The sequence below is a fragment of the Paenibacillus sp. RS8 genome (assembly GCF_041956825.1).
GTDB lineage: Bacteria > Bacillota > Bacilli > Paenibacillales > Paenibacillaceae > Paenibacillus_AQ.
In genome coordinates, this window is the sequence record NZ_CP168131.1 from 5,712,494 (window position 1) to 5,737,239 (window position 24,746).

General features: G+C 42.4%; 24 protein-coding genes and 1 other annotated feature. Of the genes, 4 read left to right on the plus strand and 20 right to left on the minus strand.

Going from position 1 to position 24,746, the window contains the following annotated elements:
• Positions 1-148 precede the first annotated feature (148 nt).
• Complete coding sequence (locus ACDZ28_RS26900) at positions 149-1,018, plus strand: LysR family transcriptional regulator (RefSeq protein ID WP_375103273.1); 870 nt, start codon at positions 149-151, stop codon at positions 1,016-1,018.
• A gap of 9 nt (positions 1,019-1,027) precedes the next feature.
• On the opposite strand, the gene metG is transcribed toward ACDZ28_RS26900, so the two are convergent.
• Entirely contained in the window at positions 1,028-2,674 is a 1,647-nt protein-coding gene (metG, locus tag ACDZ28_RS26905) for a methionine--tRNA ligase (protein WP_375103274.1), read from the minus strand.
• A 44-nt stretch (positions 2,675-2,718) separates the two neighbouring features.
• Positions 2,719-2,980 (minus strand) — a binding site (T-box leader).
• A gap of 125 nt (positions 2,981-3,105) precedes the next feature.
• On the opposite strand from metG, the gene ACDZ28_RS26910 reads away from it, so the two are divergent.
• Positions 3,106-3,570, plus strand: coding sequence for a DUF4362 domain-containing protein (locus ACDZ28_RS26910; protein WP_375103275.1), 465 nt, complete (start codon positions 3,106-3,108; stop codon positions 3,568-3,570).
• Positions 3,571-3,631: 61 nt separating this feature from the next.
• Here the strand turns inward: ACDZ28_RS26910 and htpG are convergent, their stop codons facing one another.
• On the minus strand, positions 3,632-5,512 hold the full coding sequence (gene htpG / locus ACDZ28_RS26915) for a molecular chaperone HtpG (RefSeq protein WP_375103276.1): 1,881 nt from the start codon (positions 5,510-5,512) through the stop codon (positions 3,632-3,634).
• Positions 5,513-5,796: 284 nt separating this feature from the next.
• Between htpG and ACDZ28_RS26920 the strand changes: the two genes are divergently transcribed.
• The gene (locus tag ACDZ28_RS26920) at positions 5,797-6,207 is read left to right on the plus strand and encodes a VOC family protein (RefSeq protein ID WP_076119583.1); all 411 of its coding nucleotides are present in this window, start codon (positions 5,797-5,799) and stop codon (positions 6,205-6,207) included.
• On the opposite strand, the gene ACDZ28_RS26925 is transcribed toward ACDZ28_RS26920, so the two are convergent.
• Positions 6,190-7,065, minus strand: a complete 876-nt coding sequence (locus ACDZ28_RS26925) for a LysR family transcriptional regulator (protein ID WP_076119582.1) — start codon at positions 7,063-7,065, stop codon at positions 6,190-6,192. The genes ACDZ28_RS26920 and ACDZ28_RS26925 overlap by 18 nt on opposite strands.
• Before the next feature lie 121 nt (positions 7,066-7,186).
• On the opposite strand from ACDZ28_RS26925, the gene dapA reads away from it, so the two are divergent.
• Entirely contained in the window at positions 7,187-8,083 is an 897-nt protein-coding gene (gene dapA, locus ACDZ28_RS26930; protein WP_375103277.1) for a 4-hydroxy-tetrahydrodipicolinate synthase, read from the plus strand.
• Positions 8,084-8,294: 211 nt separating this feature from the next.
• Here the strand turns inward: dapA and ACDZ28_RS26935 are convergent, their stop codons facing one another.
• From ACDZ28_RS26935 to yfmH, 17 genes are all read right to left on the minus strand, one after another.
• Positions 8,295-9,650: a DEAD/DEAH box helicase gene (locus ACDZ28_RS26935; RefSeq protein ID WP_042128795.1), complete on the minus strand. Its 1,356-nt coding sequence runs from the start codon at positions 9,648-9,650 to the stop codon at positions 8,295-8,297.
• 277 nt (positions 9,651-9,927) lie between these two features.
• Positions 9,928-10,500: a phosphate propanoyltransferase gene (gene pduL, locus ACDZ28_RS26940; RefSeq protein ID WP_375103278.1), complete on the minus strand. Its 573-nt coding sequence runs from the start codon at positions 10,498-10,500 to the stop codon at positions 9,928-9,930.
• Between the two features lie 138 nt (positions 10,501-10,638).
• Entirely contained in the window at positions 10,639-11,604 is a 966-nt protein-coding gene (locus ACDZ28_RS26945) for a dipeptidase (protein ID WP_375103279.1), read from the minus strand.
• A gap of 148 nt (positions 11,605-11,752) precedes the next feature.
• Positions 11,753-12,013 (minus strand): stage V sporulation protein S, encoded by a 261-nt coding sequence (locus ACDZ28_RS26950; RefSeq protein WP_019910496.1) that lies wholly within the window; start codon positions 12,011-12,013, stop codon positions 11,753-11,755.
• A gap of 200 nt (positions 12,014-12,213) precedes the next feature.
• Complete coding sequence (locus ACDZ28_RS26955) at positions 12,214-13,008, minus strand: TIGR00282 family metallophosphoesterase (RefSeq protein ID WP_042128805.1); 795 nt, start codon at positions 13,006-13,008, stop codon at positions 12,214-12,216.
• Between the two features lie 142 nt (positions 13,009-13,150).
• A complete protein-coding gene (gene rny / locus ACDZ28_RS26960) occupies positions 13,151-14,692 on the minus strand; it encodes a ribonuclease Y (protein WP_042128807.1) in 1,542 nt (513 codons plus the stop codon).
• 316 nt (positions 14,693-15,008) lie between these two features.
• Positions 15,009-15,740, minus strand: a complete 732-nt coding sequence (locus ACDZ28_RS26965; protein ID WP_156114826.1) for a regulatory protein RecX — start codon at positions 15,738-15,740, stop codon at positions 15,009-15,011.
• A gap of 166 nt (positions 15,741-15,906) precedes the next feature.
• The gene (gene recA, locus ACDZ28_RS26970; RefSeq protein ID WP_375103280.1) at positions 15,907-16,974 is read right to left on the minus strand and encodes a recombinase RecA; all 1,068 of its coding nucleotides are present in this window, start codon (positions 16,972-16,974) and stop codon (positions 15,907-15,909) included.
• Positions 16,975-17,274: 300 nt separating this feature from the next.
• A complete protein-coding gene (locus ACDZ28_RS26975; RefSeq protein ID WP_042128811.1) occupies positions 17,275-18,561 on the minus strand; it encodes a competence/damage-inducible protein A in 1,287 nt (428 codons plus the stop codon).
• A gap of 109 nt (positions 18,562-18,670) precedes the next feature.
• Positions 18,671-19,258, minus strand: coding sequence for a CDP-diacylglycerol--glycerol-3-phosphate 3-phosphatidyltransferase (gene pgsA / locus ACDZ28_RS26980; protein WP_042128813.1), 588 nt, complete (start codon positions 19,256-19,258; stop codon positions 18,671-18,673).
• Between the two features lie 153 nt (positions 19,259-19,411).
• The gene (locus ACDZ28_RS26985; protein ID WP_042128814.1) at positions 19,412-19,903 is read right to left on the minus strand and encodes a YajQ family cyclic di-GMP-binding protein; all 492 of its coding nucleotides are present in this window, start codon (positions 19,901-19,903) and stop codon (positions 19,412-19,414) included.
• A gap of 205 nt (positions 19,904-20,108) precedes the next feature.
• Positions 20,109-20,270: a hypothetical protein gene (locus tag ACDZ28_RS26990; protein WP_341113634.1), complete on the minus strand. Its 162-nt coding sequence runs from the start codon at positions 20,268-20,270 to the stop codon at positions 20,109-20,111.
• Positions 20,271-20,350: 80 nt separating this feature from the next.
• The gene (locus ACDZ28_RS26995; RefSeq protein ID WP_341113635.1) at positions 20,351-21,307 is read right to left on the minus strand and encodes a RodZ domain-containing protein; all 957 of its coding nucleotides are present in this window, start codon (positions 21,305-21,307) and stop codon (positions 20,351-20,353) included.
• Between the two features lie 42 nt (positions 21,308-21,349).
• Complete coding sequence (locus tag ACDZ28_RS27000) at positions 21,350-22,117, minus strand: DUF3388 domain-containing protein (RefSeq protein WP_042128818.1); 768 nt, start codon at positions 22,115-22,117, stop codon at positions 21,350-21,352.
• 177 nt (positions 22,118-22,294) lie between these two features.
• The gene (locus ACDZ28_RS27005) at positions 22,295-22,558 is read right to left on the minus strand and encodes a DUF3243 domain-containing protein (protein ID WP_042128820.1); all 264 of its coding nucleotides are present in this window, start codon (positions 22,556-22,558) and stop codon (positions 22,295-22,297) included.
• A gap of 137 nt (positions 22,559-22,695) precedes the next feature.
• Positions 22,696-23,424, minus strand: a complete 729-nt coding sequence (gene ymfI / locus ACDZ28_RS27010; RefSeq protein ID WP_042132274.1) for an elongation factor P 5-aminopentanone reductase — start codon at positions 23,422-23,424, stop codon at positions 22,696-22,698.
• A 39-nt stretch (positions 23,425-23,463) separates the two neighbouring features.
• Positions 23,464-24,744 (minus strand): EF-P 5-aminopentanol modification-associated protein YfmH, encoded by a 1,281-nt coding sequence (gene yfmH / locus ACDZ28_RS27015; protein ID WP_375103281.1) that lies wholly within the window; start codon positions 24,742-24,744, stop codon positions 23,464-23,466.
• Positions 24,745-24,746 lie beyond the last annotated feature (2 nt).

Below are 24,746 nucleotides of genomic sequence, written 5' to 3' on the forward strand. Positions count from 1 at the left end.
TCATCCACACCCAACATAAGAAGTATTTAAGCATTTGAAATATGTATAATAACAGTTATGATTATGGCATATCTACTCACATATTAATAATATTTGATTCGTATCGCTCCCATACGATAAACATATCTCAATTTCGGAGGATTCTTTTATGGATATTAGACAACTTAAATATTTTATGGCTATCGCTGAGGAAGGGCAGATTACTTCCGCGGCCAGAAAGCTGCAAATGGCCCAGCCTCCGCTCAGTCAGCAGCTTAAGCTGCTTGAGGAAGAACTAGGCGTCAAGCTTGTAGATCGAGGTCCGCGCAGTGTGCAGCTTACCGAAGCAGGAGCCATTTTGCGTGACCGGGCTCAACAAATTCTGGAGCTGGCAGATTCCACTGCCCGAGAGCTCAATGATTTTGTCAAAGGCTTAAAAGGAACGCTCGCCATTGGTACGGTGTCTTCCTCAGGAGCGACACTGCTCCAAGATCGACTTTGTGAGTTCCACAAAACGTATAAAGGCGTTAAATTTGAAATCCATGAAGGGAATACCTTCAGAATCATCGACCTTTTGAACAAGGGTATTGTCGAGATTGGCATTGTCCGGACACCCTTTAATGCTACAAATTTAGAATGTCTTTACACACAGGCTGAGCCTATGATGACCGTAATGACTCCAGAGTATGACTGGAAAACAGATGAAAACTTCGTTGAGATCGGTGAGTTAAAAGATAAGCCGCTCATTATCTACCGCCGTTTTGAGCAGCTTATCCGGGAAACCTGTCTTGAGAACGGCTTTGATCCGCTAATTTTCTGCATGAATGATGATGCACGAACAACACTGCTCTGGGCAAACGCTGGTCTTGGCATTGGAATCATCCCCAAATCCGCTTTCGAATTAACGAGTAATCGTAATTTGATCTATAAAGAAATCAGTAGTGAATCGCTTCGCACACGGGTCGCCGCCGTCTGGATCAAGGATAAATACTTATCATCATTGGCATCTAAGTTTATTGAGAGCTTCAAGAATGCTTAAGAATCTTCGCTATTTATTCACTTGTTGTTGAATGAGTCTTTCCTCTTCTTCTTTAATACGACTAATATCAATTCGTTCAAACAACAATTGTAAATCAGTTATCTGTTGATACGGGGGAACTGCGCAGGGCTGCCAATTCGGTTGTTCAAGCGATAAGAACCCCCTGATCTTCTCACAAGAAAAGGGTAGAAACGGATGCAGCAAATTCGCCAAATTAGCGATAATCTGCACGCAAGTAAATATTGTAGAATCACAGGCTTCCCGATCCTCTTTTACCTGAATCCAAGGCTTTTGCCGATCAAAATACTGATTTGCCTTACGCACATAAGAGAAAATATACTCCAGCGCATCCTTTAAATCTCCCGCTTCAATTAGGCGTCCTGACTCCAGATACAAGAGGTCAATGTTGTCACTCCACCCCTTATCTAATCCTCCATTCGGCACTTTCCCTTCATAAAAATTATCCACAAAAGCCAATGAACGATTCACAAAGTTACCAAATGCTCCAAGCAGCTCACCATTATGACTATAAATAAACTCTCTCCAGGAAAAATCCGTATCCCGCTTCTCAGGCCCGTTGGCAATTAAAAAATAACGAATAGAGTCAGGATGATACCGTTCTAGAATATCAGGTACCCAGACCGCCCAATTACGGCTAGTGGAGAACTTCTGCCCTTCAAGGGTTAAATATTCGCTAGATATAATCCGGTCCGGTAAATGTAACTCTTTTGCTCCTAATAAGACGGCTGGCCATATCAAGGTATGAAAAGGAATATTGTCTTTACCATGTACATAATAAGCGGTAATATCCTCATTTTTCTCTGACCAAAATTCCTCCCAGCTCCCCCCAGATTGTATGGCCCACTGCTTGCTGGCTGATAAATAACCACTTACCGCCTCAATCCAGACATAAATCTTCTTATCTTCAAATCCAGCTACAGGAACATCTACACCCCAAGATAAGTCTCTGGTTACTGCCCGATCCTGAAGCTCCTCCTTTAAATATCGTTTGGTCAGTTTTATTGCATTTTCTCTCCAGTGTACTGCTTCGTCTACATAATCAGTTAATTCAGATTGAAATTTAGATAAGCTAAGATAAAAATGTTCTGTCGGCCGTTCTGTCGGTGTATTCCCACATAATTTACAGACTCTGTCCAATAAATCGGCAGGGTCTAGAATCGTAGAACAATAATCGCATTGATCTCCACGCGCCCGCTGTCCACATACCGGACAAGTGCCTTCCACATATCTGTCTGGCAAAAATCGCTGGTCTACCTCGCAGTAACATTGCGCAATGGTTTTTTTATATAAATGACCATTCTCTAGCAGCTTCGCAAACAACTCTTGCACGACCTTATGATGCTGCTGTTGATCCGTTCGAGTATATAGATCATAACTAAATCCCAGCTCTTCAAAACACTTCAGAAACTCTTCGTGGTATCGACTTGCAAAAGCTTCGGGTGTGATCCCTTCATTAGCAGCCTGAACCGCTACAGGTGTGCCATGACAATCGCTGCCTGACACATATAAAACGTTATCCCCCTTGCTGCGAAAATAGCGTGCCAGCACATCCCCAGGCAACACACTTGATAATCTTCCAAGATGTAAAGATCCATTCGCATACGGCCAAGCTCCGCCTATAAACACATTACTCATTAACCTTCTCCTCCTTTTTTTAGACAACAAAAAAACTCCCATCCACAAAGGACGAGAGTTCTACTCACGTGTTACCACCTAATTTTATAAATGCCTCATGACATTTACCTCTTCAGGTACGACGTTAATAAACGTTTATACCCTAGCACTATAACGGATGCAGGTTCCGGCGCAGCCTACAACCCAAAAGGTTTCGATGCGCAGCTCTGAGACCATATTCCCAAGGTTTTTCTTTACTCCTTTTCAGCGAACGGAGCTCTCTGTAGAAAGAATTGCCGTGGTACTCTTTCTCTTCTTTGCTTTTACATATTCAAGTTACAGGAAATAATACTCAATCTGTTGTTTATTGTCAATGCGAAACATCAAGCTCACTGTAACTTTTCCAGTTAATTTCCGTCTTTTATATAAATAAGTTACAAGGAGGTCCCTCAGTGAAAAAAGTAAATTTACTTGTACTCTCTGTTCTTTTACTAGCAGGAGTATGGGGTTGTTCCGATAATAAAGTTAATTCTGTTCCCAAAAGTGAACCCTATACTTCCAAAGAAGCCATCAGTAGGGGAGATATTGTTTCATTTAAAAAAGTGTACAACCTAGATAAATTCGAGCAATTTATAACTAATCTCTCCAGGAAAAAAGCAGACAATATACGCGTTACAAGTTACACAGATGAGGGTGATCCCATATTTAAGGATTTGAAGTTTGATGGCAGTATAATTAATTATAGCTATGATACTTCTAATGATGCATTCGGTGGGAGCAACACAGGTGTCAGAACCGATACCTGCTCCGAAGTGACGAGTAAAAAAAGCACACAAGGTGAAATTATCTATTCGATCAGCGGTTGTACAAATAATGACTCTGAAATTGATTACTACCTTTTTCGCACAACAAAATGAAATACTGAAATAAAAAAGACCACCCAATCATAATACAATTGGATGGTCTCTGTACTTCATATTATTTCATGATTTTGCAAATATCATTGGTGAATTGAACAGGATCACTAACCTGTAGACCTTCAATCAACAGGGCTTGGTTGTACAGCAGGTTCGTGTATAAACCGAGCTTTTCTTTGTCGTTCTCTGCTGCCGCCTTCAAGGACTGGAATACTTCGTGATGGATGTTGATTTCGAGTACCTTGTCCGCTTGAACCTCTTGGCCATTCGGCATCGATTTCAAGATTTTTTCCATCTCGATGGTCAGTTCGCCTTCAGCAGAGAGACATACCGGATGAGTCTTCAAACGTTTGGAAGCTTTAACATTTTTCACTTTGCCGGACAGGATGTCCTTCATCGCTTCAAAAAGCTCCTTGTTTTCGTTCTCTTCCGCTTCCGTTGGCTTGTCCGCTTCGTCAGCTTCAATACCAAGATCTCCGCTGGATACAGACTTAAATTCTTTTTCCTTATAAGACATGATCATCTTGATTGCAAATTCATCAATATCATCAGTGAAGTAGAGAATTTCATATCCTTTATCCGAAACAAGCTCAGTTTGCGGGAGTTTTTCGATTCTGTCGATCGACTCTCCGGAAGCATAGTAGATGTACTTCTGATCTTCTGGCATTCTAGACACGTATTCGTCCAGCGTTACCAGCTTTTTCTCCTTGGAGGAGTAGAACATCAGCAGATCTTGAAGAGTATCTTTGTGCATACCATAATCGTTGTACACACCAAACTTAAGCTGTCTGCCAAAAGCATTATAGAACTGCTCGTACTTCTCTCTTTCATCCTTCAGCAAGCTTTGCAGTTGGCTCTTCACTTTGTTCTTAATGTTCTTAGCAATCAGAGTCAGCTGACGGTCATGCTGGAGCATCTCTCTGGAGATGTTCAAGGAAAGATCCTCTGAATCCACCATACCTTTTACAAAGCTGAAGTAATCAGGCAAGAGATCCGCACATTTGTTCATGATCAACACACCGTTGGAATACAGCTCAAGACCTTTTTCATATTCCTTTGTGTAATAGTCAAACGGTGTAATTTCTGGGATGAACAAAATCGCATTGTACACTACAGCACCATCGGCACTGATATGAATATGTTTAAGCGGCTTGTCGAAGCCGTAACGCTTCTCTGCATAGAAGTTATCGTAATCTTCCGTAGTCAGCTCGCTTTTGTTCTTACGCCAGATTGGCACCATGCTGTTCACGGTTTGTTCTTGAATAACTTCTTCGAACTCGTTCTCCGTACCTTCTTTTGGCTTTGACTCCTTCACGTCCATTTTGATTGGGAAACGGATGAAGTCGGAGTATTTTTTAATGATGGATTTCAGGCGGTATTCTTCCAAATATTCATCATATTGATCTTCTTCAGTATTGTCTTTAATTTTCAAAATTACATCAGTACCCACAGAATCCTTCTCGACAGACTCGATAGTATAGCCGTCAGCGCCCTTAGACTCCCATTTAAAGGCTTCCTCGCTGCCTAGAGCCTTACTGATCACCGTTACATCATCTGCCACCATAAAAGCAGCATAGAAGCCAACACCGAACTGTCCGATGATATTATGACCATCTTTAGCTTCATTCTCTTTCTTAAAAGCAAGAGATCCGCTCTTCGCGATCGTTCCCAGGTTATTCTCCAGTTCCTCTTGCGTCATACCGATACCAGTATCGGAGATCGTCAGAGTTCTGTTCGCCTTATCGGCAGTCACTTTAATATAATAATCTTCTTTATTGAAGACCAGGCTTTCGTCAGATAATGCTTTGTAATAGATCTTATCAATCGCATCACTTGCATTGGAAATTAGCTCGCGCAGGAAAATTTCCCGTTGTGTATAAATGGAGTTAATCATCATTTCCAGCAATCTTTTCGATTCGGCTTTAAACTCTTTTTTGGCCATGAATAAATAGATCTCCTTTCAAAATAAACATCTTGTCCAACATTTCGTGATTAGCACTCTTGTTAGATGAGTGCTAATTCTTCTTTTTATATAACATAAACTGATTTTGAATGTCAATATTTACAGTGACTTTCTTTAAAGAATGCTATCTTTTACATACAAATTTAAGATTTTATTGATCATTAATGACCCACTTGCGCGTAGGCTGATTCTATGTTTTAAATAGACTAGACGCATAAATTCCAAATAAAGGGTTATCATTATCAGACCTAGGAGGAATTCGAATGAATAAACAAGCACAGTCCATTGTAAATCCCATAGCAAAAAGCCCCGTAAAAAACCTTATTGGCAGTGTATTTATTCCCGTAAACGATATTGAAAAAGCCCGTAGCTGGTATTGCCATGTCCTAGGACTCCAGGAAGCAGATCATCCGATTATGAACGGTCATTTATGCCCGTTAACTATGCAAGGAAGCACTGGGATCATTCTGGACACCATGCCCATGTGGGGAGGTTTAGAGCCTGAAGGGGCTCCTCCAATTCAAACACCTGCTCTTATGCTTATAACCGATGATTTGCAAGCCTCTTTCAACTATATGAAGGAGCTCGGTGTAGAGATAGTAACCGAAATTCAAGATCAACAATGGTTTGTGGTGAAAGACCCTGATGGGAATAAACTAATGATTTGCAAGTAACATTTGCGTTAGAAATTGCAATGGCTGAGACTTCCACTTCTTAGGATGCATCAAAAGCTGCAGATCGAAGTGAATTTCTGGATGCGCGAAGGACAGCTCGGCCAAGTTACCCCGCTCAATTTCTTCCTCTGCAACAATTTTCGGGAGTAATGCAATCCCTAAACCATTCATAACACATCGTTTTATCGCTTCTAGATTCGAAAGCTCAAAACCAATGCGGAATATAATCCCGTGCTCTTTTAACAAGTTCTCGAACAGACTCCGGTAAATACAGCTCTCTTCAGAAACAATTAATTCACAGTTATTTAGATCCTGTAGCGTTACCGTTTCCATCTGGGCAAGAGGATGATTAACGGGGGCTATCAAGACGAGCGGTTCATCTCTAATGATCGTACGATCCAGCAAAGAATCCGTTGTGGTACGATCGAGCATCAGACCGATGTCTACTTCCCCATCTTTTATTTTGGCCACAAGGTTAGCTTCCTGCATCGTTTGTAGATGGATATCAAGTTTCGGGAATTTCGTCCTCAACTGCTGTAAGTAGGGTGGCAAGTAGAATGCAGCTAAAGAATCAATCGTACCAATCGTTAGCGTACCTCCTATTTGCTGGGCAATGGTTTCTTTTGAACGGTCATACAGATCCAAAATCTCCACGAATAGCTTCAAAAGCTCTTCACCAGGCGGGGTTAGACGCAGCACTCGACCATGCCTTTCTATTAAAGGCACTCCGTATTCCTTCTCTATCTTCTGTATTTGCATCGTAACACTCGACTGCGCGTAACCTAGCTCTTCAGCAGCCCGTGTAAAGCTCTGACGTTTAGCCACCTCGCGGAATGTTCGTAAATAGGTTAAATCCATAACCTCACCCTAACATCAATATTTTTGATGATACACATCATTTATTATAGCTAACGACGATGCAACATTCCATGGTAAAGTGTATGTAGAGGAATTAAAATATTATGGAGGCCGATAATTTATGTTTACAGAACAACAGATTTATGGAATTTATGTCCCCGTGGTCACCCCGTTCAATGCTGCTGGTGAAGTCGATTTGGATTCGTATCAGCGTTATGTAAAGAACATTATTAACAACAGCATACAAGGTCTGGTCGTTAATGGAACCACCGGTGAATCGCCAACTGTAACCGTAAATGAAATGCAGCTTCTAGTAAACACTTCTCGTGAGCTTTTACAATCTACATCTATCCCCTTAGTAGTCGGTACAGGAACCAATGACACAGCTTCTACGGTAGCACGTACAGAGATCGCAGCTAACCTTGGTGCTGATTGCGCGCTAGTAGTCGTCCCTTATTATAGTCGTCCTTCGCAAGAAGGCATCATTGCCCATTTCCGTAAAGCAGCAGAAGTAGGCATTCCAATCATGGCTTATGACATTCCAAGTCGTACGGGTACTGCTATGACCGTAGATACTGCACGTACAATCCTAGAAATGAATAATGTTGTCGGATTAAAAGACTGTTCGGGCAGCACCAAATTGGTTACTGAGCTAGTTCGTACGGGTACCAAACCGGTGCTCGGCGGCGACGATTCACTCTTTTACGAAATGCTTAGCTGCGGAGCAACTGGAGGTATGCTTGCTACTGCGAACGTTTATCCAGCAGAATGTATCCGTATATACGAAGCTTTCAAATCCGGTCAATTAGACTTAGCTAAAGAAAACTTTGAACAACTGCTGCCGATCATCCGCCTCTTGTTCAAGGAATCGAATCCCGCTCCAATCAAATGGATGCTTAACCAGAATGGCCTAATCGATTCGGATACGCTTCGCCTCCCTATGACTTCCATCAGCACAGCGCTTCAACAAGAGCTTGGTTCTTATGTTCAGGACAACGCGATTGAAGCCACCGCATAAGAGAATATAACAGCCGTTATACAGTGAGGAACTGTTTAGCGGCTGTTTTTTTGCCTCTCTCCATTTTAAAGGTGACGAATACATCTTTATCTGTGTCAAAAACTATACCCTCTCTTGAATTCACCTTATCATCAAATAACAAAAAAACCATCAGATATACTCTGACGGTTTTGAGATCTTATTATGATAAACGTCCAGCTTTCAAAACAACTTATCTGCTGCTCGTTTGTCTTCCTTTAGTGAACCACTCGGACTTTGGCTTTAATGGAGGGTTAGACTTTGGCTTTGCTTTGGCAGGTTTAGATGCCGCTGGTTTTGAAGCTGCTGGCTTAGCTGATGACGGTTTACCAGATGACGGTCTGGAATTCGCTGGTCTTGAACCTGACGGTTTCGAAGATCGTTCTGTCTTCATCTGCGTTTTACGAGACATCGGATACGGGTGATCCTTCACTTCTGGAATCGATTTCCCGATCAATTTCTCGATATCTTTAAGGAACGGAAGCTCTTCAGATTCGCAAAAAGAAATTGCAGTTCCACTCAGCCCCGCTCTGCCCGTACGTCCGATTCGGTGCACATAAGTTTCTGGAATATTCGGCAAGTTGAAGTTGATTACATGAGACAGCTCATCGATATCAATTCCGCGCGCGGCGATATCCGTAGCGACTAGAACGCGGGTTGCACCACTTTTAAAATTCCGCAATGCATTCTGACGATCATTCTGTGATTTATTGCCGTGAATGGCTTGTGCAGAAATGTTCACCTTCGCTAGGTCACGTGTAACACGGTCAGCACCACGTTTGGTCCGAGTAAACACTAGAGCAGAGACAATCGATTTATCCTGTAACAAAAGATTCAATTGATTCTGTTTATTTCCGTTTTCTAATAAATAGATCGATTGTTCGATTCTATCCGCAGTAGAAGATACGGGGGTGATTTCTACTTTCACTGGGTTCACAAGCAAGGTTTTGATCAATTTTGAGATCTCAGTAGGCATCGTTGCAGAGAAGAATAATGTTTGTTTCTTCGTAGGCATTTTAGCGATGATTCGTTTCACATCATGGATAAAGCCCATATCTAGCATACGGTCAGCTTCATCCAAGACAAGAATTTGGACATGCTGCAAATCCACACGTTTTTGATTGATCAGGTCGATAAGTCTACCAGGTGTAGCTATTAGAATATCAGCACCTTGATTCAGGGCACGCTCTTGCACTTTCTGTGATACACCGCCAACGATGGCAGCAGAGCGGATATCTGTATATTGGCTATACGCTTTTATGTTATCAGCAATTTGGATCGCTAGTTCTCTTGTTGGTGTTAAGATCAGCGAGCGAATGCGTCGCACATTGTTTGTTTTGTTGGAATTGGTTTGTTCGCTTAATAATTGAATAATAGGTACAGAAAATGCAGCTGTCTTTCCTGTTCCCGTTTGAGCACATCCAAGTAAATCTCTGCCAGCTAATACGGCTGGGATCGATTGTTCCTGTATAGGTGTAGGTGATGTATAGTTTTCTTTGGTTAAAGCCTTTAAAATCGCAGGCATAATATTCAGTTCGTTAAATGTCATTGGGTCTCCTTAATTTCTAATACATATATTCTTTACATTAAATCCATTTTTCACGTCATAAACAATAATCATAACATAATTAGTCACATAATAATAGATATTCTTTATCATCACACCAATTTTCATTAAAAATCCATTTCAGGATACGATCCACTTTGCTATTCAAACAGTTTAAACATCTGCCAGTTTAACTAGCGTATCAGCCACATAACGGTTCTAAGCACACAACAAAAAAAGCGGAGGATTTCTCCCCCGCTTCCTATGATTGTTATGAAGACTAGTCTACGATTTCAGCAGTGTCGCCATTGTTGGCACCAGCAGCATTAGCTTCGTCAGTATCAATATGCATATCAAGTTTGAAGCTGTCGGATACACGAGCAATTACGTTCTCCAATACAAGACCGCGGTCGCCACCGAGACGAACTTTAAGCAATTGCTTATCCGCAATGCCCCAAGCTTCAGCTTCGGAAGTGTGGAAGTGAATGTGACGAGCTGCGATAATAACGCCTTGTTCTAATTCAACTTCACCAGCAGGTCCTTTAAGCGTAATACCAGGTGTTCCTTCAATATTTCCAGATTCGCGAACTGGAGCTTTCACGCCAAGTGCGAAGGAGTCAGTACGGGAAATTTCCAATTGGGAAGCCGGACGAGCAGGTCCCAAGATTCTTACTTTTTCAAATTTACCTTTGCTACCGATAACTGCTACTTGTTCATTTGCTGCAAATTGTCCTGGTTGGGAAAGTGGTTTGAACTCAGTTAATTGATATCCTGGGCCAAACAGAGCCTCCACGTGCTCTTGCGTAAGGTGAATATGTCTAGCCGACACACCTACGGGTACAGTCTTACTCATTGTAAAGTCACTCCTTGTATTTTCTCTAGTATCTGTACAAGCCATTAACCATTATACATCTTATTTCACCAAAATAAAAAGGGCTGCATCATAACGAAGGCCCTTTTTTCGACAATTTATGTTTTTTGGACAAGATTGTCATGGTTTAGACACCTGAGAGGGCAAGTTTACGCTTAAAAAAGATGTCGCATTCTCATACATCCAGCCTTTTACAGTATCCTCAGGATAATAACGAAGCAGTTGTTCTATAAGATCAGGGTATTTTCCCGGATGTTCCAACTTCTCAACCCAAGTATCAATGCCATCAAAATCTGAGCCAAACATCAGATGCTTCTCTCCGCCGAGACTGCATACCTGTTCAATATGCTTTAACAAATCATCCATACGAGCCTTTCCATGATCACATACAAACCACGGATAAAAGGTCAGCCCCATTCTCCCGTCCATCGCAATTAGAGCTTTTATCTGTTCATCTTTCAAATTTCTAACGTGACCGCAAATGGCTGCGGCATTCGAATGAGAAGCTATAAACGGACGAGAGCTTAAATCTGCCAGTTCCCAAAACCCTGCTTGCGACAAATGCGACACATCCAGCAGCATTCCACTGTGGTTGCACCATTCTACCAGCTTTCTCCCTTTCTCCGTAAATCCACCATTACGCTTCTCTAGCACACCATCTGCTGCCCAATTCGCATAATTCCAAGTGACACCTAGAAACCGCACTCCAAGTTCGAAACAGAGCTGAGCATAAAACAAGTTCCCTTCTAAGCCGTCTACGCCCTCCAGAGAGAGCATTGCTTGAGGAGGTGCTCCAACTAATCGATTCTCCACTTCCTCCTTCCAGCGTAACCACTGAAGCCCATCTGTGCTCACTATCTTTTGCCTAAAGAGATCAATTTGTCCTAAAACATGTTCAAAGCTAGGTTTACCTCTCGTAGCTGAAAGATATATCGCAAAACATTGCAACTCCACTCCGCCAGATGCCAACCGTTCTGCAGTAACATCTAATCGAGGGTCATTGTCGAAATTAATATCCGGAGAGGCTTGCATTTTGCTTAGCACATCACAATGAAAATCTGCTACCTTAAACTTTTCAGCTCTCATTTAGCACCCCCACCTCCTCACAGTTCCAGCCGTACATTTTACTTCTAAGTGCCTATTTCAGATATTATGCAGAAAAACTCCTGACTATAAATCAAAAGCAAAAAACCTGTTTACAATAGTAAACAGGTTCATTCATTCTATAGGTCTATTATCTGGGTTCAACAATCAGTTTAATCGCGGTTCGATCTTCTCCATCAATCACTATATCAGTGAAGGCAGGAATGCAGATCAAATCAACTCCGCTTGGTGCAACAAATCCCCGGGCAATGGCAACTGCTTTGACTGCTTGATTCAGTGCTCCAGCTCCAATAGCTTGTAATTCTGCCGATCCACGTTCACGAAGAACACCCGCTAATGCGCCGGCGACGGAATTTGGATTGGATTTAGCTGATACTTTTAATACATCCATAGTAAGTACCTCCCCTGGGAAAATAATGGTGTTCTTCCACTACTTTAGATGTTATTCGCGAGAGAAGAAATAATTCCTTCTTTTTACGGACCACGTCTTCCAAAAACGGTATAAAAGATACTCTTTTACGATATAAAAAATATCACACTTTACCCTTACTCAGCGAAATTCCCCGGATTAAACGATACTCTGTTCTACGTTTAGCTCATAACCCATTCATCTTCACGCAACCGTATCTTCTCCAGACGAGTTGCCGCACCAGTAGTTTCATCTAATTCTGCAAATAAACCGTGAAGCTGCCACTTACCTTCATCGACAACAAATCGTGCTGGAAGCTGAGTTGTGAACTTGTAAAGTACTGCATCTCTTTCCATACCCAGAATACCTTCGCTTGAACCAACCATACCCGCATCGGTTAAATACGCAGTTCCTCCTGGCAAAATCACATCATCGTTAGTCTGAACATGCGTATGTGTCCCAACAACAATCGATGCGCGGCCATCCATGAAATACCCCATAGCGATTTTCTCAGAGGTTACCTCTGCATGGAAATCAACGAGAATACATTTATGATCTCTACGAAGCTCTTCAACAATTTCTTCCCCAACACGGAAAGGACAATCAATAGCAGGTAAAAACGTCCGGCCTTGTAAATTTACTATAGCCAGTTCTTTACCATTACCTTTAACAACGGTATAACCTCTTCCCGGTGTTCCTGGCGGAAAATTAGCAGGACGAATAATCCGAGCCTCATCATCGATGAACTCAAAAATATCTTTGTTGTCCCATGTGTGATTCCCCATAGTTATTCCGTGAACGCCCCAGTTAAAAAACTCATTAGCGATCGCCTTAGTGATCCCTCTACCGGCAGCAGAATTTTCGCCATTAACAATAATGATATGTGGCTGATATTTGCTTTTTAGTGAGGGTAACATCTCACGAAGAGCCTTTCTGCCAACATTTCCAACGATATCTCCAATGAATAGTACTTTAATGATTCTCTCCTCCTAATCTTAAACGCTATATCTAATGGATAAGAGCTCATATTCAAAAGAAAAAAGGCCCCGCTTAGGGGCCAATTCTCAACAAATATAAGAAAGTATAAGTTACATCTTATCCCTTAACCTTATATTCCACCTATTTAGCGTATTCAACAGCCCGTGTCTCACGAATAACGGTAACTTTGATATGTCCTGGATAATCCAGTTCACTTTCAATCATCTTCGTAATATCGCGAGCAAGACGGAATGCCTCTGCATCGTCAATCTTCTCTGGCTGTACCATCACGCGTACCTCACGGCCCGCCTGAATAGCAAATGATTTCTCAACGCCTTCGAACGACTCTGAGATTTCTTCCAGTTTTTCTAGACGTTTAATATACGTTTCCAGTGTTTCACGGCGAGCGCCAGGTCTTGCTGCTGACAATGCATCAGCGGCACCAACCAACATAGCAATAACCGAGGTAGCTTCGCAATCTCCATGATGAGACGCGATACTGTTGATAACAACCGGATGTTCCTTATATTTCTTCGCTAGTTCAACGCCGATCTCAACATGCGATCCTTCTACTTCATGATCCAGCGCTTTGCCGATATCATGAAGCAATCCTGCACGTTTTGCAAGCACGATGTCTTCCCCAAGCTCACCGGCCATCAGTCCAGTCAAATAAGCAACCTCCATAGAGTGCTTCAATACATTTTGACCATAGCTTGTACGGAATTTCAGACGACCCAGAATCTTGATCAAGTCTGGATGCAATCCATGAACACCCACTTCGAAAGTAGCTTGTTCACCATATTCGCGAATTCTTTCGTCCACTTCTTTGCGGGATTTTTCCACCATCTCTTCAATACGAGCGGGGTGGATACGTCCATCTGCCACTAGTTTCTCAAGTGCCGTACGGGCCACTTCGCGACGGATTGGATCAAATCCCGACAAAATAACTGCTTCCGGAGTATCATCAATAATGAGGTCGATACCTGTAAGAGTTTCGAGTGCACGAATGTTACGGCCTTCACGACCGATAATCCGACCTTTCATCTCTTCGTTCGGCAGGGTAACAACTGAAACTGTTGTCTCGGCTACGTGATCAGCTGCACAGCGTTGGATAGCGAGTGTGATGATTTCGCGGGATTTCTTATCCGCTTCCTCTTTCGCCTGCTGTTCAATTTCTTTGATCATTTGAGCCGTTTCATGGCGAACTTCTTGCTCAACATTGCTAAGAATAATACTTCTTGCATCTTCGATGCTTAAATTGGAAATGCGCTCCAATTCAGTGACTTGGTTTTTGTAAATAACATCAATTTGCTGTTGGGTTTCATCAATTCGTTTCTCTTTGTTAGCTACTTGTTCTTCTTTTCTTTCAAGCGATTCCATTTTTTTATCCAGAGATTCTTCCTTTTGCAGCAAACGTCTCTCTTGCCGTTGGATTTCATTCCGACGTTCACGAGTTTCTTTCTCAGCTTCAGTACGGATTCTATGGACTTCGTCCTTAGCTTCCAATACCGTTTCTTTCTTCAGCGCCTCTGCGTCCTTCTTCGCGTTCTCCACGATGACTACGGCTTCTCTTTCTGCGCTTTGAATTTTAGCTTCTGCAAGGGATTTACGAATAAAATAACCGAACCCAAAGAATAATGCAGCTACAACGAGAACGATAATGACCCAGATCCATGCTTGCATCTGTTCACCTCCTCGTTGGTTCCTCTCCAAGGTATCCCCCTGGGAATTGTGCAGTTGTTAAACTATCCGTTCATCACCATACAAAAAACCGGTAAACAACCGATTGCCATACTGCACATGCTGCACATGCACACTGCCCGCCTTATCCGGCGATTACATTTCATATGAGTTGTACGCGAACCGTTTTAAAAAGTCCCCTTTTTGGGAAGGAAAAAGGATTCTTACTTTATGCCGATTCATGTTATATTTTATTATTTATAAAAAGACATTGTCAAGAGAGTCGATATGCGCATTAATGTCAAGAGAATCAGTGAGTCTAGTAAAATTCCTCATCTTCACCCTCATAATTGTCTTCTTCAAGTAAAGTATTGATCACTTGACGCACCATATCGCCTGAGAATCCACGCCGCATTAAGAAGGCGCCAGTCTTTCTTCTCTTATCTGCAGCTTCACCTCGGATGAGATTCCATTTCTTACGTCCGGTCTGAAGTGCACTCTCAAGTTCTTGTTCTGGGCTGATATTCTCCAAGGCCTCCGAGATTAAAGATTTGTCGATTCCTTTCTCACGTAGCTCTTGGCGAATCCACATCTTTCCTTTGCGTTGGTTCGTAATGCGTTGCTCTGCCCATTGCTTTGCATACAAAGGGTCATCAAGAAGTCTTTCCTGCTGTAGCCGTTGCACCACTTCCGCAATAATAGTCTCCCCTATTTCCTTCTGCCGTAAACGGCGAGTCATTTCCATAGCGGTTCGTGGCTTTCGTTCTAGATAACGAAGTCCTTCTACATAAGCTCGTTGTCGCTCATCAGCAACAACAATTTCCTCCAAATCGGCTTTCATAAAAGAATTCCCAGTAATCATCCGATATTTAATCATGACGTCTTCGTGTACAGTCATGTTATAAGCTCCGAAATGTATGATATAGCGGTGATCCGATTTCTTCTGACGTTCTACCTTAGTGATTTCTAAAAGTTCTCCATCAGGAAAATCTGCAAGAACTTGTAAGTCCTGCTCATCCGATTCAAAATCCATATCCAGCTGTATTACCATAGTTGCTTGTCACCTCATAGCAATAAAATATCCCCCACAAAGTGTAGCTTAAATTCGATGCGTACTCAGGTACTTTGCGAGGACCCCCCAAATAAATATTTCTGATGCGTTAAGAAAAGACACCCTGCAACAATGAATCACAGGGCGTCCTATTCCTTAATAAATTCTATTGTTCGATTTCGAGAAGTAGCTTTTCTTCTTCCTCTTGCTCTGCAATGATTTCCGCTTCATTTGGTGCAGCAACAATAGTGGAGAGATTACTTGCTTCACGAATCTTGTTCTCAATGATGAGCGAAATATCTTGATGTTCCTTCAAGAACTGTTTGGCATTCTCACGTCCTTGGCCGAGACGCTCGCCTTCATAGGAATACCATGCACCACTCTTATTCACGATGTCCATTTCAGTACCGATGTCTACAAGACTTCCTTCTCTGGAAATCCCTTCACCATACATGATATCAACATCAGCTTGTTTAAATGGAGGTGCTACCTTATTCTTCACAATCTTGATCTTGGTGCGGTTACCTACAACGTCGTTACCCATTTTGATACTTTCCACACGACGAACATCCAACCGTACGGAAGAGTAGAATTTCAGTGCTCGTCCACCCGGAGTTGTCTCAGGGTTACCGAACATAACACCAATTTTCTCACGAAGCTGGTTAATAAAGATAGCAATTGTATTTGATTTACTAATGGCACCAGAAAGCTTCCGAAGCGCTTGAGACATCAAACGAGCCTGTAGGCCGACGTGTGAATCACCCATATCGCCTTCAATTTCCGCTTTAGGAACCAAAGCAGCTACGGAGTCAACGACAATAATGTCTACTGCGCCACTTCGTACAAGTGCTTCAGCAATCTCAAGTGCCTGTTCACCCGTATCTGGCTGAGATAGTAACAATTCATCAATGTTTACGCCCAAGTTACGTGCATACTTCGGATCGAGCGCATGCTCAGCATCGATAAATGCAGCTTGTCCTCCTTGTTTTTGCACTTCTGCAATAGCATGAAGAGCAACAGTTGTTTTACCGGAGGATTCAGGTCCGTATACTTCAATAATACGTCCCTTTGGAAGTCCGCCTATACCTAACGCAATATCAAGTGCCAAAGATCCGCTAGGTACAACTTCCACTTGCATATGAGTGGATTCTCCCAGTTTCATGATCGAACCTTTACCAAATTGTTTTTCTATTTGACGAAGCGCCATATCAAGCGCTGCACGACGATCTGACAATCAGACCACTTCCTTCACTGTTTATAATAATATAATAACGTGTTTTTGAGGTCTTGCCAAGCTTTTTTTCGAACATACATTCGTTTTTTTTGTCTCAAGCGTTAATTATCCCTTTTATTGTAAGCCTCCTTCCGGATATAGAAGTTAACTGATTTCTCTACTTCACCGGACATCAACGACTTATGATCATAACCAAAAACATTGATCAAAATCTCTGCAAATATACAAAAAACCGCAGCAAAGAAATCTCAGTGCCACGGTTCTTCCGTATGTTCCAATTATAACTGGGCTAATCTCCCATTACAAGTCTGAACCCTCAAGTGGTGTCTCCACCTTGCGTTCCTCAAGTCTACGCCATAGTCGATACAGTAGAGCTTTAACAGTACGCAGTCGTATATTCTCACGTGTCCCTTTAAGATTAAGCTCATATACCTCTGTCTTACGCCCGCGTTCAGCTAAACCAATAAATACAAGTCCGACTGGTTTACGTTCAGAATAGCCTGGTCCTGCTACGCCTGTTACAGATAAACCGAAATCACTGTCCGCAATCATTCTCACCTGATCGGCCAACACCTCGGCAACTTCACGACTTACCGCCCCTGGAGCATCAGGCCCCTCCAAATAAGCACTTGGCACATTCAGAAGTTTTTTCTTTAGATCGTTCGAGTAACAGACGATTCCTCCCGCAAACATCGAAGCGCTACCTGGTATGTTGGTTATACTCTCCATCAGCAAGCCTCCGGTACAGCTCTCCGCCGCACTTAAAGTCAGACCTGCATCCGCCATCCAATCTACAATTAGCTGTTCTAGTGGTACATCAATATTCGCATATAAATGCTCTGGCAAAATCTCTTTGATCTGCTTCTCCAGAATCTCCAGCTTCTTGAAAGCTTCATGCTCGGAAGGCGCCTTTGTCGAAATACGAACGGTTACTTCTCCCTCTTTTGCATATGGAGCTATGGTTGGGTCTGTCTGGCTGTGAATCAGATCTATGAGCTTATCCTCAAGCAGTGATTCTCCGATACCTGCAAATTTTAGCATTTTAGAATAAAGTGGCATTTCTGACGTCAGAGCATGCTGCTGAAGCCACGGTACTGCTTTATCTACGAACATTGGTTTCATCTCGCGAGGCGGACCAGGAAGCACAATATAATATTTCTTTTCATGCTCAAAAGCAATACCCACAGCAAGACCAATCTCATTTGGCAAAGGTGTGGTTCCTTCAATTATAAGTGCCTGTTTACGATTATTCTCTGTCATTACAATCTTACGATCATCAAAGAAACGTTGTACATGATCCATTGCCAAACGATCTATATGGAGTGTTCGACCTAAAGAAGCAGCCAATGCATCTTTTGTAAGATCATCTTCTGTCGGACCAATACCACCTGTAAAAATGATAACATCAGCTCTGTTTTGAGCGATTTCAATAGCTTGCTGCAAGCGACTGCTGTTATCGCCAACTACGGTTTGAAAATATACATCAATCCCAATAGCAGCTAACTCTATAGATAGAAACTGGGCATTACTATTTACGATTTGACCGAGCAAAAGCTCCGTGCCTACTGCAATAATCTCCGCTTTCATCCCTGGCTTTCGCCTCCTAGTTATAATGTAGACACACTGCCTTTAGGGTTTAAAAAAGGTAATAGGTACTTTACCTATTACCTCTCCTATATGTAGCTACCTAAAATGCTTAAGCATTATGCAGCTGTAGCAGCTCTTTATTCTTCACAAAATAATCAATTCCAGAGTAAATAGTGATCAAAGCTGCAGCCCAAATGGCAATATCGTCTACAGGAATGCTGACGAATTGAAATGGAAAATTGTTCAACAACAGCAGTGAGATCGCTACAATTTGTACAACCGTCTTTATCTTGCCCCATTTGCTGGCGGCAACCACTTTCCCCTCTAACAATGCGATCTGGCGAAGCCCGGTTACTGCAAACTCACGACTTATGATAACAATTGCAATCCATGAATCACATCTGCCCAGTTCGACAAGTGAAATCAGAACAGCGGAAACTAACAGCTTGTCCGCTAACGGATCAAGGAGCTTACCGAGGTTGGTCACCATATTATATTTCCTAGCTATGTAGCCGTCTATTCCATCTGTGCTGGCTGCAAGCAAAAAGATTACAGCGGCTACCAAATGATTAACAGATAGCTGGAAAGAGCCCCAATGTATTGGTTCTGGGTAAAAGCTAAAATCCACCAGTAAGAAAAACATCATAATCGGGATCAGGCAAATACGTGCTAGCGTGATGCGGTTGGGCAAATTCACTGAAGTTCCTCCCCTAAATCGTTCATACAAATGACCTGAGTCAGGCTCATCTATTTCTACTTAAGCAAGTATATTATAGCTATATATAGGTGTCAAAAAAAATACAAAGCACCCCGCATCATGGTGCTGATAAGCACTGCGGGGTACAAAATTCTATTTTAAGTTGTTGAACTGCAGGTCCAGTGGCAAATCAGCTTTACGCAAAATCTGGATAATTTGCTGTAAATCATCGCGACTCTTACCGGTTACGCGGATCTGATCTCCTTGAATCTGGCTCTTCACCTTCAATTTCGAATCACGAATCAGGATGTTAATTTTTTTTGCGTTCTCCTGATCTATCCCTTGCTTAAGACCTAAGCGCTGACGAACACTTCCCAGGGAAGCAGGCTCCACTTTGCCAAAATCCAAGTTCTTCAGCGTGATACCTCTCTTCACCATCTTCGATTGTAAAATATCGATAACAGCATTTAACTTATATTCGTCCTCAGAGGCGATAATAAGTGCGTCTTTCTCAAGCTTCAGACTGCTTTTACTGTTCTTAAAGTCAAATCGGTTATCAATTTCTTTCTCTGTTTGGTGGATCGCATTAGTTAATTCCTGCATATCCATTTTAGATACGATATCAAATGAACTTTCTGAACTCATAACTCCACGTCCTTTGTACTTTTTAGTCTGCTACTATTATAAAAGAATGATACCCTTAAGTCTAATTTTGGATAATATGTACCCCACCCGACACAGAAAACAGCCCCACAGAGTGGAGCTTTTCCTTCGAAATGAGTTCTGTTCAATGGTAGAAATACGTCTCCACAGGGGAGTATCCCCTCGGAGACGCTCATTTCTAAGTTTTCTATCTGCTTCGGAGCGGGCTTCGAAACATATCCAGAATTCCAAGCACAATATGTGCAATACCGAAACCGAGAATTCCATAGCCCCAAGCACTTGGCGTCATATAGTATCCGATGAGACTGACAATAACCCCAAGTCCAGCTACAATCCAGCTAACGATCATAAGAATGTCACCTCACTTTGGCTAAGAACTGGAAACAATCTTATGTTCCCCGCGCAGCCAAAGTCTATGCATCGTTTTTGTTATTGGCCTGTTTCATTAGTCTGGTCAGTAGTATCAGTGGTACCTTCATTCTGGGTCGTTTGACTTCCAGTACCATCATCCAGATTAATTAACAGACGAGATGAGGTCTTTTCATCTGTAATTACTTGTCCATTGACAGTAATCTCAGTAGCTGGTGAATAACCAGATTTAATATACATTCCTTCACTTCCGAGAACAAAGCTCATATGATCTCCTGCCGCTGTGTTACCAAATGAGAGCTTCTCACCTTTAGAGTTCTCACCTTTATACACCTCAAGCCAGCTTACTCCAGTAGCAGAAATCTCAACCTTCACTTCACTTCCAGCCGGAGCTGAAACCTTGAACTTGGTAGTTTTTCCTGATTTCCCATCCGGTGTAACTGTAATGGATTGCGGGGAAGGCGTAGGTGTTGGCGTAGGCTCTGCCGTAGGTTCAGTTGTTGCTTCTGTACCTGCTGAAGCCGTTGGCGCTACAACACCTCCTCCTGAAGCCGGTGGAGATGTCTGTGCTGTCGTAGGATCCTGCTGTTCATTCGTCAGATTCGTCTGATCAATTTGAGCGGGGTCCGGCTTGTTCAAACTGGAAGCATAAATGTAAATCACAACAATAATCAATATTGGAAATGTCCACATTAGCACTGTTGGCAGCCATTTTGCATTCCGTTCGGTTTCTGGTCTACGACTGCGTTTTTGAATCACCGTTTCCATAGCTGTGTCTTCAGGAGGGGCAGGTACATTCCCATGCTCCTCTAGCAGCTCGTCTGGGCTCATACCTACTGCCTCTGCGTATGTTTTGATAAACGCCCTAACATAAAAACTTCCTGGAAGCACCTTATAGTCTCCAGACTCGATGGCTTCCAAATACTTTTTGCGAATTTTCGTTACTTCCTGGACATCGTCAAGACTCATCCCTTTTTGCAGACGCGCCTCTTTCAATTGCCGGCCCAGTTCCGACATACCATCACCTCCTGTAAGTTTCAATGAATCATCATTGGTGTTTTATAGATCATCACTGTAGCTCGTCGTGAACGACTCGTACAATATTTCTTCATTTGGATTATTGCGAAGCTCAATAATAATATCAAAATCATCAAAGGTGTACTCAGATTCCCGCACAAAAATATCTGGATGCTCGATCACTTTCGTACTTGGCATACTCATAACATTTTGTAATAAATTATAATGCTTCTCATTAGAGCGGATCGTACTAACAATACCATCAATAATAAATACATTATGTGGGTTCATCTCATCTTCTGCTAATTGACTTCGAACCGTCTGACGTAAAAGTGTCGAAGAGACAAATGTCCACCGCTTCATCGCGCAGACACTGCCGGCAATAATCGATTCAGTCTTTCCTACACGGGGCATACCTCGAAGTCCTATTACCTGATTTCCATCTTTTTTAAACAGCTCCCCGAGAAAATCGACCAAAAGACCGAGCTCATCGCGGGTAAAACGAAACGTCTTTCGATCATCTGAATCCCGTTCAATATATCGCCCATGGCGCACAGCCAGCTTGTCTACGAGTCTTGGAGACCGCAGAGCTGAAACTGTAATATTATCAACTTTCTTGAGCATTTCGCCCATCAGCATTATTTTGTCATCGTCATTAGTCTCCAGCAACATTCCGCGTGTCTTTCCTTCAACGCCATTAATCGTTAGAATGTTGACTTCTAGCATCCCTAACATTGAAGCGATATCACCAAGCAGACCGGGTCTGTTCTTGTGTATCTTGTACTCCATATACCATTGTTTATATTCCACTTGTACACCTCATAGATTCCTTTTCCCTGCACTTTGATATCCATCAAAAAAATGCCGTTCAGACAAAGCGATCTGAAACACGGGTCATGTTAATGATATATAAAATAAAAATGAAAGGCAAGGTCAGTCCTGTAATAATTGCAGAAAAGCTCCCACAAGGGGAGCTTTTCCGCAAACTTAGGCGTGATTTTTCGCCAATTTGACCATGAGTTTTGCAATCGTCTGCTTTTCTTCATCGTTACCGACGTCCCATAGCTCTTTGATTGCACGGTTTTGAGTGTTTGCTGGATCCACTTTTTCATCGAGGAATTCCCCGATTTCAAAAGCCAGCTTTGAGATTGTGTCTTCACTCATCCCAAGTTTCTCCGCCTGTACAACTCGTTTTCCCAGAAATTTTTTCCAGGTGTCAAAATTTTTGATTACGCTATCGCCTTGTGTCATCTTAAATCCTCCTTCATATTTACGGTCAAACACCTGCATACAGGCTGTAAGCCGTCTTACGTGAGATTTAAAAACAACACTTATAATATGTCTCAGACGCTAAGTTCTTATGCTGGTGGTTTTCTCCAACATAAGCATCAGGTAATCCATCCACCGTTTGGACTAATAATCTGACCCGTGATATACCCGGACTCAGGCAAAGCCAAAAAATAAATCAGTGATGATATTTCATTAGGAGTAGCCAAACGTCCTGCCGGAATCTCATCCTCCAACATACGGACTTCATCCTCCTGTAAATTGGATAACATGTTCGTATTAACCGCTCCTGGAGCTACCGCGTTAACCGTTACACCAGATGGAGCCAGCTCTTTAGCTAAAGCTTTTGTAAAGGCATTCACTCCACCTTTGCTAGCCGAATAAGCTACTTCACAAGAAGCTCCAGTGATTCCCCATACGGAAGAAACGTTGATGATACGACCATAACGCTGAGACACCATGTACGGCATAAAGATCTGACTGCACATAAAGGTTCCCTTCAAGTTAATGGACATAATATCATCCCATTCTTCTTCGGTCACATCAGCTAGCATTCCGTAATGCGATTTACCGGCATTATTGACGAGGATATCCGGCTGCATCCCATTACTCTCCAGCTTTTCAGCCATACGTACAATCTGACTACGGTCCTTCATATCCGCGTTTACTGTCATTACCTTTGCTCCAAGGGCCATACAACGCCGAGCGACATCATTCGCAGCCTCATGTGAGTGCTTGTAATGAATAACTATATTCATGCCGACAGAAGCAAACCGTTCTGCAATGGCGCCGCCGATCCCTCCGCTGCCCCCTGTAACGAGCACTGTCATTTCCCCTAGTGGTTTGCTGCTCTCTCCCAAAACGCTCACCTAAGGACTCACCACCAATGATACGGCAAGTTGATCCCAGTTTACATGGGCTTGCAGACGCTTATTAACTTCTGCCAAAGTAATTGATTCGTAAATAGGCAGAACTTCAAACAGGTCACCACCGCGGAACTGGTAGCGTGTAAATTCATGTGCAATATTTTCAGGGGAGTTCAGCATGCGCAAATATCCGCCTATTTTCTTTTTCCGTGCCCGCTCGAAATCCTTCTCCGCAAAGCCAGTTTTTAAGATTAGATCAATTTCTTCTTTTATTCGTTTTAAAAGCAAATCCGGATCCTTCGTATCCCCACCCATTGCAGAAAAAGCATACTGCGGAGAACTATTAAATTCATGTCCAAAGCTGTCCGAGATCAGTTCCTCATCATATAGCTTTTGATACAATGCTGTGCTGCTACCAACCAACAAATCAAGCATTAGCTTGGTTATTAGATCACGTTTTAGAGAAGCTTCACCCGTTAGACCGTCTACTTTTTCCTTGAAACCAAACATGATTTTGGGCATCGATACGGCAAGCTTGCTTTCTAGACGTTTTGTAGCCACTTGTACTGGTTCATCTTCAAAAATACGCTTGATTTCACCTTGATTGCCGTAGGTTTTACCCTTTTGGTTACTGCGAATCAAGGAGAATACTTTCTCCGGATCCACGCCTCCAACCACAAACAACAGCATATTGCTTGGATGATAAAAAGCGTTATAACAAGTGTACAGCGTTTCTTTCGTAATCGTACTAATCGATTCTATCGTACCTGCAATGTCAATCCGTACCGGATGCTTTGAATACATCGCTTCAATAAGGCCAAAATACACACGCCAATCCGGGTTATCAGCATACATATTGATTTCTTGACCAATAATTCCCTTTTCCTTTTCTACATTCTCATCTGTAAAATAAGGTCGTTGAACAAAATCAACGAGCGTACTAAGATTGGTCTCTATATTCTCAGTTGCTGAGAAAAGATAAACTGTCTGATCAAAGCTTGTAAAAGCATTGGCCGAGGCTCCATTCGAAGCGAAGGTAGCAAAAATATCGCCTTCTGGCTCTTCGAACATCTTGTGCTCTAAAAAGTGAGCGATACCATCAGGAACAGTAGTCTCTTCTCCGCCTGCGACATGAAAGTGGTTGTCAACAGAACCGTACTTAGTAGCAAATGTAGCATAGGTTTTTTTGAATGTTGGTTTCGGCAGCACGTATACCTGAAGTCCGTTATCCATGACCTCATGATAAATGGTCTCTTGTAGTCTGTCGTAATGAATTTGTTCCATCG